At 64.7% G+C, this 12798-nt stretch carries 12 protein-coding genes; 4 read left to right on the top strand and 8 right to left on the bottom strand.

Features of this window, described 5'->3' with window-relative positions:
* Window positions 1-42: 42 nt before the first annotated feature.
* The 3 genes from GA829_RS14795 (at window position 43) to GA829_RS14785 (ending at window position 3575) form a co-directional block, all read left to right on the top strand.
* Complete coding sequence (locus GA829_RS14795; RefSeq protein WP_195179652.1) at window positions 43-534, top strand: Lrp/AsnC family transcriptional regulator; 492 nt, start codon at window positions 43-45, stop codon at window positions 532-534.
* A 134-nt stretch (window positions 535-668) separates the two neighbouring features.
* Window positions 669-2162, top strand: coding sequence for an NAD-dependent succinate-semialdehyde dehydrogenase (locus tag GA829_RS14790; RefSeq protein WP_195179651.1), 1494 nt, complete (start codon window positions 669-671; stop codon window positions 2160-2162).
* Window positions 2163-2195: 33 nt separating this feature from the next.
* Window positions 2196-3575 (top strand): aspartate aminotransferase family protein, encoded by a 1380-nt coding sequence (locus GA829_RS14785; RefSeq protein WP_195179196.1) that lies wholly within the window; start codon window positions 2196-2198, stop codon window positions 3573-3575.
* A gap of 98 nt (window positions 3576-3673) precedes the next feature.
* On the opposite strand, the gene GA829_RS14780 is transcribed toward GA829_RS14785, so the two are convergent.
* From GA829_RS14780 to GA829_RS14765, 4 genes are all read right to left on the bottom strand, one after another.
* Window positions 3674-4693, bottom strand: a complete 1020-nt coding sequence (locus GA829_RS14780) for an aldo/keto reductase (protein ID WP_195179195.1) — start codon at window positions 4691-4693, stop codon at window positions 3674-3676.
* Window positions 4694-4776: 83 nt separating this feature from the next.
* Window positions 4777-5601, bottom strand: a complete 825-nt coding sequence (locus GA829_RS14775; RefSeq protein WP_258052295.1) for an amino acid ABC transporter ATP-binding protein — start codon at window positions 5599-5601, stop codon at window positions 4777-4779.
* A complete protein-coding gene (locus GA829_RS14770; protein ID WP_195179194.1) occupies window positions 5591-6463 on the bottom strand; it encodes an amino acid ABC transporter permease in 873 nt (290 codons plus the stop codon). Before GA829_RS14770 ends, GA829_RS14775 begins: the two co-directional genes overlap by 11 nt.
* A complete protein-coding gene (locus GA829_RS14765) occupies window positions 6460-7326 on the bottom strand; it encodes a transporter substrate-binding domain-containing protein (protein WP_195179193.1) in 867 nt (288 codons plus the stop codon). Before GA829_RS14765 ends, GA829_RS14770 begins: the two co-directional genes overlap by 4 nt.
* A gap of 311 nt (window positions 7327-7637) precedes the next feature.
* On the opposite strand from GA829_RS14765, the gene GA829_RS14760 reads away from it, so the two are divergent.
* The gene (locus GA829_RS14760; protein ID WP_195179192.1) at window positions 7638-8246 is read left to right on the top strand and encodes a MarR family winged helix-turn-helix transcriptional regulator; all 609 of its coding nucleotides are present in this window, start codon (window positions 7638-7640) and stop codon (window positions 8244-8246) included.
* Window positions 8247-8253: 7 nt separating this feature from the next.
* On the opposite strand, the gene GA829_RS14755 is transcribed toward GA829_RS14760, so the two are convergent.
* The 4 genes from GA829_RS14755 to GA829_RS14740 all read right to left on the bottom strand — a co-directional run bounded on the left by GA829_RS14755 (window position 8254) and on the right by GA829_RS14740 (window position 12785).
* On the bottom strand, window positions 8254-8946 hold the full coding sequence (locus GA829_RS14755; protein WP_195179191.1) for an ABC transporter ATP-binding protein: 693 nt from the start codon (window positions 8944-8946) through the stop codon (window positions 8254-8256).
* Window positions 8943-10658 carry a branched-chain amino acid ABC transporter ATP-binding protein/permease gene (locus GA829_RS14750; protein ID WP_195179190.1) on the bottom strand — a complete coding sequence of 572 codons (1716 nt, stop codon included), beginning with the start codon at window positions 10656-10658 and terminating at the stop codon, window positions 8943-8945. The genes GA829_RS14755 and GA829_RS14750 overlap by 4 nt, the downstream gene beginning before the upstream one ends.
* Window positions 10645-11514, bottom strand: coding sequence for a branched-chain amino acid ABC transporter permease (locus GA829_RS14745; protein WP_195179189.1), 870 nt, complete (start codon window positions 11512-11514; stop codon window positions 10645-10647). Before GA829_RS14745 ends, GA829_RS14750 begins: the two co-directional genes overlap by 14 nt.
* Window positions 11515-11600: 86 nt before the next feature.
* Window positions 11601-12785 carry an ABC transporter substrate-binding protein gene (locus GA829_RS14740; RefSeq protein ID WP_195179188.1) on the bottom strand — a complete coding sequence of 395 codons (1185 nt, stop codon included), beginning with the start codon at window positions 12783-12785 and terminating at the stop codon, window positions 11601-11603.
* Window positions 12786-12798: the final 13 nt, after the last annotated feature.

Raw genomic sequence — 12798 nt, 5'->3', positions numbered from 1 at the left:
ATAATGCGCCATCATGTTACGATGGACGAAAAAGTGGACATGATGGCTGCACCGAAACTCGACCCTATCGACCTGAAAATCCTCGACGCCATCCAGCGTGATGGCCGCATCACCAAGCTGGCGCTGGCCGACAAGGTCGGCCTGTCGCCGACGCCGTGCTGGATGCGGCTGCGCAAGCTGGAAAAGGCCGGCATCGTCTCCGGTTATCATGCCTCGATTGCCATCCGCACCGTCGCTCCTGTCGCCACCGTCTTGATGGAAGTGACGCTGGCCAGCCACCGCCAGGCCGATTTCGACCGTTTCGAGCGCGTCATCCGCGACATTCCCGAGATTGTCGCCTGCTGGTCAGTCGGCGGCGGTGTCGACTATGTGCTGAAGGTCATGGCGCGCGACATCGATGCCTACCAGCGGCTTGTCGACGCCTTGCTCGACCGCGAAATCGGCATCGACCGCTACTTCACCTACATCGTCACCAAGACGGTGAAGGACGAGACCGTTTTGCCTGTCGCCGACCTGCTGCCGTTGCAGCCGTAGCAACCGTTCGGAGAGATTGTCCGGCTGGGCGGCATAATAGAGAGAGTCTCTCTATGAAGAGCGGCTGAAACAGTCCCTTCCTTCGCGCCACGCCCCTACTCTTGCGGACATCACCCAACCGGGAGCAACAAATGATGTCCGCGCACTTTGCCCGTTCGCACCGCCACGAAGCGCTTGACCGCCTCGCCGATCGCCGGTTGCTGCGCGAACTCGCCTATGTCGACGGCCACTGGACGGCGAGCGATGCGGCGGAGAGCTTCGAGGTCACCGATCCGGCGACCGGCGCCACCGTCGGCTTTGTCGCGGCGCTCGACGCCGGGCAGACAACGAAGGCCATCGACGCGGCCTCGCGCGCCTTTCCGGCCTGGCGCTCGGCCTTGCCGCAGGAGCGCTCGCGGATATTGCGAAAATGGTTCGACCTGATCATCGCGGCGAAAGACGACCTCGCGCTGCTGATGACGCTGGAACAGGGCAAACCGCTGAAGGAGTCGCTCGGCGAGATCGACTACGCCGCCTCCTTCGTCGAGTGGTATGCCGAGGAGGCAAAACGCCTCAATGCCGAGAGCGTCACCAGCCACCTGCCGGGCGCCGAGATGATGGTGCGGCGCGAGCCGCTCGGCGTCGTCGGCGTCGTCACGCCGTGGAACTTCCCCTCGGCCATGCTGACCCGCAAGGCCGCCGCCGCCCTTGCCGCCGGCTGCACCATCGTTGCGCATCCTTCTTCGGAAACGCCGCTGTCGGCGCTGGCGCTTGCCGAACTCGGCGAACGCGCTGGCCTGCCCGCCGGCGTCTTCAATGTGCTCACCGGCAAGGCTTCGACCATTGTCGGGCGCATGTGCGAAGACCCGCGCATCCGCGCCATGAGCTTCACCGGTTCGACCGAGATCGGCCGGCTGATTGCAGCCCAGAGCGCGCCGACGATGAAGCGGCTGGTGATGGAGCTTGGCGGCCACGCGCCGCTGATCGTCTTTGCCGACGCTGACCTAGACAAGGCCGTGAACATCGCCCTCGATGCCAAATTCGCAACCTCGGGCCAGGATTGCCTTGCCGCCAACCGCATCTATGTCCAGCGTCCGGTCTACGACCGTTTCTGCGCCGCCTTCGCCAGGCGCATCGAGACGCTGCGCACCGGCAATGGCCTCGCAGATGACACCGACGTCGGACCGCTGATGCATGAGCGCGCGGTCAACAAGGTCGAGGAACAGGTCGCCGACGCACTCGCCCATGGCGCGCGCTGCCTCACTGGGGGCGGGCGGCATCAGGCCGGGTCCCTGTTCTACCAGCCGACCTTGCTGGCCGATGTCGCCGACGACGCATTGATCATGCGCGAGGAAACCTTTGGCCCGGTCGCGGCTGTCACGCCCTTCGACAGCGAGGACGAGGTGATAGCCCGCGCCAACGCCACCGAATATGGCCTCGTCGCCTATGTCGTGACAGAGAACGGCGCGCGCCAGCAGCGCCTGGGCCGCGCGCTCGACTACGGTATGGTTGCCATCAACCGCGTCAAGATCACCGGCGCGCCGATCCCCTTCGGCGGCGTCAAGCAATCCGGCATCGGCCGCGAAGGCTCGCGTCACGGGCTCGAAGCTTTCACCGATCTGAAGTATCTCTGCCTGGACCTCGCATAGGTTCGTCCGGCCCATCGCTCAAGGAGTCAAAAAATGCTCGACCAGTCCAACGAACTCGCCGCCTGGGATCGCGACCACTTCTTCCATCCCTCGACCCACATGGGCACCCATTCCCGGGGTGAATCGCCGACCCGCATCATGGCCGGCGGTGAAGGCGTCACCGTCTGGGACAACAATGGCAAGAAGAGCCTCGATGCCTTCGCCGGCCTCTACTGCGTCAATGTCGGCTATGGCCGCCAGAAGATCGCCGACGCCATTGCCGCGCAGGCCAAGAACCTCGCCTATTACCACGCCTATGTCGGCCACGGCACCGAGGCCTCGATCACGCTTTCCAAGATGATCATCGACCGCGCGCCGAAAGGCATGAGCCGGGTCTATTTCGGTCTGTCGGGTTCGGACGCCAACGAAACCAACATCAAGCTGATCTGGTACTACAACAACGTGCTGGGACGGCCGGAGAGGAAGAAGATCATCTCGCGCTGGCGCGGCTATCACGGCTCGGGCGTGATGACGGGATCGCTGACCGGGCTGGACCTGTTCCACAACGCCTTTGACCTGCCGCGTGCGCCGGTTCTGCACACCGAGGCGCCCTACTATTTCCGCCGCGCCGACCGCTCGATGAGCGAGGAGCAGTTTTCGCAGCATTGCGCCGACAAGCTCGAGGAGATGATCCTGGCCGAAGGGCCGGAAACCGTCGCCGCCTTCATCGGTGAGCCGATCCTCGGCACCGGCGGCATTGTGCCGCCGCCTGCCGGCTATTGGGAAAAGGTCCAGGCCGTGCTGAAGAAGTATGATGTGCTGCTGGTCGCCGACGAAGTGGTCACGGGCTTTGGCCGGCTCGGCACAATGTTCGGCTCCGACCATTACGGCATCAAGCCGGACCTCATCACCATCGCCAAGGGCCTGACCTCGGCCTATGCGCCGCTGTCGGGCGTCATTGTCGCCGACAAGATGTGGCAGGTGCTGGTGCAGGGTTCCGACAAGCTCGGCTCGCTCGGCCATGGCTGGACCTATTCGGCGCATCCGATCTGCGTTGCCGCCGGTGTCGCCAATCTCGAACTGATCGACGAGATGGACCTGGTGACGAATGCCGGCGAGACCGGTGCCTATTTCCGCGCCGAACTGGCTAAGGCCGTCGGCGGACATAAACATGTCGGCGACGTGCGCGGCGACGGCATGCTGGCGGCGGTCGAATTCGTCGCCGACAGGGATGACCGCGTGTTCTTCGACCCTTCGCTCAAGATCGGGCCGCAGGTCGCCACGGCATTGGCCGCAAGCGGCGTCATCGGCCGCGCCATGCCGCAGGGCGACATACTCGGCTTCGCGCCGCCGCTCTGCCTGACCCGCGAGGAGGCCGACATCGTCGTGGCCAAGACCGCTGATGCCGTGAACAGCGTGTTCGCCAATCTCTGATTGGTCGACAGTTGCCGCTACCTTTCATCCGCCTGCCAGCATCTTCTCCCCGAAAAGAACGGGGAGAAGGTCAAGCGGAGGCGCCCCGCCCCCTGGGGTCAGCGGCGCACGACCAGATAGTTTTCCGGCGTGTCGTGACGGTGCCCCGACCACGACGCCTGCGCATCGACCTCACGGTCGAGCCAGAGATCGGCGACCGCCGCCTGGACCGCATCGGCGCCCGCCCGCTCGAGCAGGTCGAACGCGCCGATATTGTCTTCGTATTGCTCCAGCGTCCGCGTGCCGATCAGCACGTTGCTGCACAGCGGGTTGGTCAAGGGATAGGCGATCGCCAGCTGCGCCGGCGTGGCGCCCAGCTTGCGTGCCGCCTCGGCAAACGCGCCCTGGCTGGCGCGGATCGCACCCTGGATGCCGCCGACATCAAGCGCGATAATGCGCGAGGTATCGGTGGCGAACAAAAGCCCGCCTTCCATCACATCGGACGCCTGGATCGAAATCCCGGTCTTGTCGATCAGTTGCTGGAACGGCGCGCCTTCGGCAATGGTGCGGCGGAACACGCTGTATTTAAGCTGCGCGAACTGCGGCACATCTATGCCGAGCTCCAGCGCCTGGTCATGGATCGCCTGGATCTGGTCGGCCGACCAGTTGTTGACAGCCCAATAGCCGATCTTGCCGGCCTTCTTCAGCGCGTCGAGTTGCATCAGCAAGGGCGTGAAGTCACGGGTCTCATAGAGGATATCGCCCAGCACCACATATTTGGCGTGCTCGGCACCTTGCCGCCAGAGCACATTGTCGACCTGTTCGACAACATTGACCTGCGGCTTCGACAGCCATGCCTTGACCGCGATGTCATAGTCGCGGTTTTCCTTGGCGCCGACCGCCTTCATCGCCTGGGCGAAGATCAGGTCGGTGGGATGGTCGTAGGGATCGATCGAGTTCGGTCCCTTGGAACGGTAGACGCCGACATCGAACAGGTTGACGCCGGCATCGAGCGCCTTGCGCAGGAGCACGGTGATATCCTCGAACACACCCCTGTCCCACGTATGCCAGGAGCCGAGCGCCAGCGCCGACACCTCCTGCGCGGCAGGCCCGATGGATCTCTGCTGAATTTTCGTCATCTCATCAACTCCGTTTCAGTGTTTACAGGCGCGCGGCATCGATCACCCGCGAGGGGTGCCAACTGCTCCAGCGATTTGGTCGTTCAGGCTTCGCGGGACGAGTAGATTTGCCCAACGAACTTGCACAGCCGCGATTCCGGCGGCTGCCGCAGCAGCTCTCCCGCCGGGATCAGGTTGAGCAATTCTCCATCCTCCATGAAGGCGATGCGGTCCGAGACGTCGCGCGCGAAATCGAGCTCGTGCGTGACGATCATCATGGTCATGTTCGTGGTCTGGGTCAGTTGCCGGATCACCTTGAGCACTTCGCCGACGCGCTCCGGGTCGAGCGCACTGGTCGGCTCGTCGAACAGCAGCACCTCCGGCTGCATGGCCAGCGCGCGGGCGATCGCCACGCGCTGCTGCTCGCCGCCGGAAAGCTGCGAGGGATAGGAATGGGCGAGATGGCCGAGCCCAACCATCGTCAGCAGCGCCATCGCCTCCTGCCGCACCGGTTCGGGCTTTCGCTTCAGCACCATGACCGGCGCTTCCATGACGTTTTCCAGCGCCGTCTTGTGGCGGAACAGATGGAACTGCTGGAACACCATGCCGACGCGCCGGCGCTGCGCCGCCACGTCCTTCTCGGCCAGCGGCGTCGCCTCGTTTCCCGTCATCGAGAAACCGATCAGAGTGTCGCCGATCCAGACCTCGCCTTCGGTTGGCGTCTCCAGCCGGTTGACGCAGCGCAGCAGCGTCGATTTCCCCGAACCCGACGGGCCGATGATCGACACCACTTCGCCCGGCTCCACAGCCAGTGAAACATTTTTCAGTACCACCCGGTCGCCGAACCTCTTCGAGAGATTGGCGAGACGCACGCGCGTACCGGATGGCGTTGCCCTCACGACGGTCAGATGCGGGTCCCTAGAAGCCACGGCTCATCTTCTTTTCAAGTTGCACCTGCCCCAGCGTGGCGAGTGTGGTCAGCACCAGATACCAGGCGGTCACCACCATCAGCAGCGGGATGGTCTCGAAATTGGTGGCGTAGATGCGCTGGGCGGTGGTCAAAAGCTCGGTGTAGCCGATGACCTGGACCAGCGACGTCGCCTTGAACATGCCAATCGCCTCATTGCCGAGCCCCGGCACGATGACCCGGAAGGCCTGCGGCAGGATGATGCGGCGCATCGACAGATGCGGGTTCATGCCGAGTGCGATCGCCGCTTCCTGCTGGCCACGGTCCACCGCCAGAATGCCGCCGCGAATGATCTCCGACGTATAGGCCGCCTGCCCGAGCCCGAGCGCCAGGATGGAGGCAGTGAGCGGGCTGATGACGCTGTTGGTGTCGACCGACCACAGCTTTGGCCCGCCGAAGGGAATGCCGACCGACAGCCGCGGCAAAAGCACGGCAAGGAAATAGGTGAACAGGATCAGCACCAGCAGCGGCACCGAGCGCATGAAGTTGACATAGAGCCAGGAGAGCGCCCGCAAGGTCGGATCCGGGCTGCGCCGCATGAAGGCCAGGATGACGCCAATGACGATGGCCAGCGCCATCGACAGCACCGTCAGCATGATGGTCTTGCCGACGCCGGCTATGATGCGGGCGTCGAAGAGATAATCCATGAAGGTTGCCCAGTGCAGCGCCGGGCTGGTGGCGAAAATCTCGGCGCCGATGGCCAATACCAGCAAGGTCAGCGCCGCGCTGACAAGGCGGCCGGGCTGGCCGCGCTTGGCATAGCGGATCACCGGCGCCACCGCGCCGGTTTCCGCCACCACATGAAGCGATCTCTCGGGCATCATTCGGCTGGCTTGGTGTTGACCATCAGCCGGTCGGCAAGGATTTCGCCGAAGCCGTATTTGTCGAGCACCGCCTTGAACTTGCCGTCGGCGATCGCCTGCTGCACGCCATAGGAAACCAGCGCCAGCATATCCTTGTTGGCGACCGGAACGGCCACGCCCCACATCCATTCCGAACGCTTGCGGAAGCCTTCCGCGTAGACCTTCGGGTTGTTCTTGATCAGCTCGTCGGCGGCGAAAATGTCGGTGACGGTGGCGTCGGCACGATCGGTCTGCACCGCCAGGAATGTCGGCGGCTGTTCGCCGAACTCGACCTCGACAATGGCCGGCTTGCCTTGCTTGACGCACTCCGCGCTGATCGCCCGCACCGTCATCAGTTCACCCGAGCCGGTGGCCGCCGACATGCGGCGCCCGCACAGGTCCATCGGCGCCTTGATGCCGAGCGGATTGCCGGCCGGCACCAGGAACGAGTCCGAATTCCAGAACAGGTTGACGAAGGTGAACTGGTTGTGGCGGCTTTCATAATCGCCGATGCCGGCCACAACGTCGGTGCGCCCGCTGATGGCGGACGGCATCAGCGCTTCCCACGAGCTGCCGACGACATCCACCTTGACCCCGGCTTCCTCGCCCCAGATGTGAGCGAATTCGGCCAAGATGCCTTGCCCCACGGTCGAGCCAGGATCGCAGAAGGAGATCACGCCGGTGGCGCAGAGCATGCCGGCATGCACCCCTTCGTCGAGATATTTCCGCGGCACCACCGGCTTTTCCACCGCCTGCGCCGCTGTGCCCGTCAGCGAGGCCGCGGCGCACAGCACGGCCACTCCCAAAACCGCGGACATGGTTCTGGCTGCGTTTTTCCTGATCATCTCTTCCCCTCCCAGTCGCAGCGGCCTTGGCCATGCCGGTGGCTGCGATCGCTTGTTTGTCCACGGCCTCCCGCCATGCACCAGCACGATGATTAACACGTTATCTATCTGAGTTTGTCAATATCTTATCTATTAATTTCTTATCGATTATGCCTTATTGAGTGACAGGCGGCGGCGGACTGATTTGCCTCAGGCAATCGGAAGATGCCGCTGGACAAAACGGCTCTTGGGCCGTTCAAAGGTGGATCAAAGGGAATGGGAACGTCCGCGATGGTTTGGCAACGGATCGACACGGCGCCACAGGTGGCGCGATGAAAAAGCCGCGCGGCTCCAATCCCGACGCCAAGGCAGCCACGCCGGAGACTGTCTCCGGGCCAGCCGGTTTTCTGGCCGACGAAACCTCGCAGACAACGACATTGTGGAGCCTGGTCGAGCTCGCGGTGCGCGAGATCCCGCGCCGTTTTCCCGAGATCGCGCCGGATGCGATGCGGCTGTGCATGAGCCTGTCCTGCGGGGCCGACCTCGTCTCCTACGACATCAGCGCCACCATTCGCGAACGGCAGGGATCGGTGCCGGTTATCAACCCCTTGCTGGTGCTGTCGCTGTTCGAGGAGATCGAGATGCGCGACCTGACGCGGCTGTGCAACCGCAGCCGCGCGGCGATCTCGACAATCGTCGATGAACTGTTCGAACTGGGCTACGTGACGCGCCGCATCTCGCCGGACGATCGCCGTGTGGCGATCATCAAGATCACCCCGGCCGGCCATGAGGCGTTCCGGCGGATGTTCGTCCAGTACAACAGCCGCGAACAATACTGGGCCGGCGCGCTGACCGCCGAGGAGCAGAAGCAGTTCGTGACCTTGCTCGGCAAGCTGGTGAATTCGCGGCTGACCGACCAGGACACCAGGCTGCGGCGATAGGTTTTCCCTACCCCCCGAGATAAAGCCGGTGCAGTTTGTCCGGCGACTTGAGCAGCCCGGCGCAGTCGCCGTCATGGACGACGCGGCCGCGGCGCATGACATAGGCGCGGTCGCCGATCGACAAAGCGAGTGCGGCGAACTGTTCGACCAGCAGCACAGCCAGGCCATTGTCTGCGAGCTTGCGCACCGCGCTCATCAGCCGGGTCACGATCACCGGCGCCAGTCCCGCCGACATCTCGTCGATCAGGAGCACCTTCGGCCGTGTAAGAAGAGCCCGCGCGATGACCAGCATCTGCTGCTCGCCGCCTGACAAGAGGCTCGCCTTGACCGTGCGGCGCTGCACCAGTTCGGGAAACAGCGCATAGGCTTCCGCGATGTCGGCGGACGGATGCAGGCTGACCCTCAGGTTCTCCTCGGTGGTCAGTTGCCGGAACACGGTGCGCCCCTGCTCGACATGGGCAAGCCCTTCGCGCGAACGCACGCCGGGCCGCGCCTTCTGGATCTCGCGGCCATCGATGGCGATCGCGCCGCCGGCGACCGGAATGATGCCCGACAGGCCTTCGAGCAGCGTCGTCTTGCCGGCGCCGTTGGCGCCCAGCACGACGCTGATGGCGCCGCTTTGCGCCGCGATGTCGACCTCTGACACAACGGGCAGTTCAGCGCGGTTGATGGAGAGCGAGGAGACGACCAGCTTGCTCATGCCGCGACACTCTCTTCCTCGATGCCGAGATAGGCCTTCTTCACCGATCCCTGGTCCAGCACCTTGGCGGGCGGACCCGAGGCAATGACGCGGCCGAAATCGAGCACGGTGATCTCCGAGCAGACGGCGCGCACCAGATCCATGTCATGCTCGACCAGAAGCACCGCCGAGCCGAACAGTTTTGGGATTTCGGCGATGCGTTGCCCCAGCCGCACGCTCTCCTCATGCGACTGGCCGGCTGCCGGCTCGTCGAGCAGCACCACCGCCGGGCGCGCGGCGACCACGCCGGCGACATCGAGCAGGCGCCTGGTGCCGGCATCGACCGAAACGACAAGCGCATCGGGATGCGGACAATCCAGCCAGTCGAGCAGCGCCTTGGTCTCGCTGGCCGACAGGCCCTTGGCCCCCAGCGCGATATAGCCGCCGACGGTGAGTTCGGGCGCGATTCGGTTGGTCTGCCATGTCCGGCGCACGCCTTCGCGGGCACGCAGATGCGCCGGCATGCCTTCCAGCGGCTTGCCGCCGAGCTTGATGCTGCCCTCATAATTCGCCAGGAACCCGGCGACGGCATCGATGAAGGTCGACTTCCCCGCCCCGTTGGGACCGATCAGCCCGGCCACCGTGCCGGCGGCAACCGTCAGGCTGACGCCGTCGAGCGCCACCACGCTGCCATAGCGCACGGTGAGGTTTTCGATGGTGAGCGCGGCACCGGTTGGATGCGCGACGGCCGCCGGCAGGTCGCTCGCCTGGCCGGTCGCGGCCTTTGGCTGGCGCGCCGGCAGCAGTTTGCGGAACTGCCGCCGAAAGGTCTCGCTCATCGTCTCGCCGGTCGACAGCGCCTGCGTGGCGCCGATGGCGAACAGCACGTTGCCGATGTCCTGCGGCAGGTCCAGCCGGCGCAGGATTTCCGGGAACATGACGACCAGCACGCCGCCTATGATGGCGCCCTCGGCGAAATGCGCGCCCGTCATGACGGCCACGGCGTAGAGCGACAGGGACTGCATCATGCTGAAATTCTCGGAAACCAGCGTGCCGAGATAGCCGGCCAGAAGCCCGCCCGAAATGCCGGCGACAAAGGCCGAGATGGCGAAGGCCGACAGCTTGGCCGTGGCGATGCTGACGCCATGCGCCGCCGCCGCGCGTTCAGAGTGCCGCACGGCCAGCCAGGAGGCGCCGAGACGCGAGCGGCTGAGGATTTCAAGCGCCACGGCAATGACTACGTAGAACAGCAGCACAAAGACAAAATAGCCCTCGTCGCTGTCGAACAGTTCCGGCCTCGGCACTTGCAGGAAGTCGGTCTGGCCGGGATAGGTCATGGTCGCCAGGATGGTGTCGAAAGCGGTGGCGAAGGACAGCGTGACGATGGCAAGGTTGATCCCGCGCAGCCTGAGCGCCGGCAGGCCGATGGCGACGCCAAGCGGCACCGCCGCCAGGCCGCCGATCAGGATCCAGACGGCAAGGCCGCCCGGTGCTTCGGCGAGATTGAGATAGCCGACGGTCCAGGCGCCGACGCCGGCGAACGACATCTGGCACAGCGCGATCATGCCGGTGCGCCCGGCGACGAGACCGAGGCTCTGCAGCGCGACGCCGGTGATCAGCACCGATGTCGCCAGGAACACCCAGTAGGACGGCAGGAGGCCGGCGATGACGCCGCCAAGGATGACCGCCGCGATGACAACGACCAGCGAGGCCCGGAGACTAGCGCGCTTCATCCCAGCGAGCCTCCCGCTGCGACCAGAGCAGAACGGCGAGCACCACCAGGAAGGGAATGGCGCTGCGGTATTGGCTGATGCTGTCGACCGAGCTTGCCATGCCTTCGATGACGCCAAGTGCGATGCCGCCGGCCAGCGTGCGCCAGAAGCTGCGGAACAGGCCGACAAGAGCCGCCGCCAGTGCCGGTACCACGAGCAGGCTGAGCGTCATGAAATTCGGTGAGCGCTGCGGCGCGATGATCATCAGCGCGAATGTGGTGAAGGCGCCGGTCATGCCCCAGACCAGCAGCGACAGAAGCTGCACGCGGATGCCGAGCAGCTCAGCCGCCATCGGCCGGTCGGCCAGCGCGCGCAGATTGAGACCAACCTTGGTGTTGTTGAGGAACAGGTCGGCAAGCACGGTGAAAAGTGCTGCCAGCCCGATCGTCAGCACCGAGGCGATGGTGACCTCGACGCCGGCCATGCGGAAGGCGGAACCTGGAAACAGTTCCGGCATATTGTGCGGATGCTGGCCGCCGGTGAGCCGAAGCCCGACCGCTATGATGCCGACCAGCAGCGCGACGGTGACCGCCGCCTTGGTCGAGGCGCTGGCCTCGCCGAACCACCTGGTCATGATGAAGCCGATGAGAACACCGACCCCGGTGCCGGCAGCGACACCCGCCAGCACCGATGGCCAGACCGGGAAGCCCGCTTCGAAGAGCGCGATCAGCACGAAGGTGCCGGCCGTGCCGATCGCGGCGCCGGTGAAATTGACCACGGCGACCAGCCGGTAGGTGAAGACGGCGCAGACGCCAAGCAAGGCATAGGTGCCTCCGGCTGTCAGCCCCGCCACGGCGGATGTGAGCAATGCGTTCATCAGATGTCCAGGTTACAGGAAAGTCCGGAAAAAAGGGCGGCGGGTTGGGGCCGCCGCCCAAGGGTCATGCTGTCAGGAGTGCCGGGTCACTTGACCTGCGGCAGCACAACCCACTCGGGCGTCTCTACGGTCCAGGCGCCCTTTTCCAGCTTCATCACCTTCGTCGCCTGCATCGGCGAATGGACCTTCGCCGTGCCGAAGACGTAAGCGCTGCCGGAAAGCGGATTGGTGATCGGCTGCATGTCGTGCAGCGCCTTGGTCACGCTTTCACGCGTGACTTCACCATCAATGGAAGCCACCACCTTGAGGAACAGCTGGGCGGCGAGATAGCCGCCTTGCGAGAAGGCGGTCAGCGGCCGGCCGGCCTTCTGCATGTCGGCCACCCACTGCGCGTTGGCCGGCGAACCCTTCTCGGTGAAGGGCTCCCATTCGGTGCCGACATAGATCGGCTGCTTGGTGTCGGCGAGCGCGGAGGCAACCTGCTCGGTATAGCCCGGCGCCAGGAACAGCCAGTTGATGCCGGTGATCTTCTGCGCGTCCACGGTCTTGATCAGCTGCACCACCTGCGGCTCGACCTGGTTGGTCAGCACCGCGTCGCAGCCGGCATCGCGCGCCTTGATGACATAGGGCGTGAGATCGCCCTGGAAGGGCAATGTCAGGTCGATGAGATGGATCTTCTTGCCCGAGATCTTTTCCCAGTTCTCGATTGCCTTCTTGTAGGCCTCCTGCGTGCCGCCGATGATGATGAAGAAGGCGCAGAGCTTCTCGCTCTTCAGCTGGTTGGTAGCGTAATAGGCCATGGCGGTCGACAGCGTGTAGGGCCCGACATTGACCGGGGACACATTGGGCGACGAGAAGCAGGCGGCGTCGACGCCGAGGCCTTGCACGGACAGGATCTTCTTGCGGCTGTAGGTGGCGGAATTGACGGCGCAGTCGAGCAGGCTGCCCGAACCGACCAGCGCCACGGCTTCCTTGTTGTCGATCAGGTCGCGCGCGGCTTGCGCGGCAACCGCCGGGTCGGCCTTGTCGTCGGCGATCGTGTAATCGATCTTGCAGCCGCCGATGCCGCCGGCGGCGTTGACGGCATCGAAGGCTGCCTTGGTCGCCTTCGGCACTTCGCTGAAGTCGGCCGGGCCGGTGATGGTCGACACCGCGCCGACCTTGATCGTTCCGTCCTTGCAGGTCGGGCCGGCGGCGGAAGCCGTCCCGGCCATGGCGCTAAGGCTCAAGCCGGCGAATGCCGCGATGAGCAGGCTGGATTTCCATTGCATGTCTGTCTCTCCC

The sequence above is a fragment of the Mesorhizobium sp. INR15 genome (assembly GCF_015500075.1).
GTDB lineage: Bacteria > Pseudomonadota > Alphaproteobacteria > Rhizobiales > Rhizobiaceae > Mesorhizobium.
The sequence above is the reverse complement of the archived record's forward strand: the minus strand, read 5'-3'. Positions and strand labels throughout refer to the sequence as shown.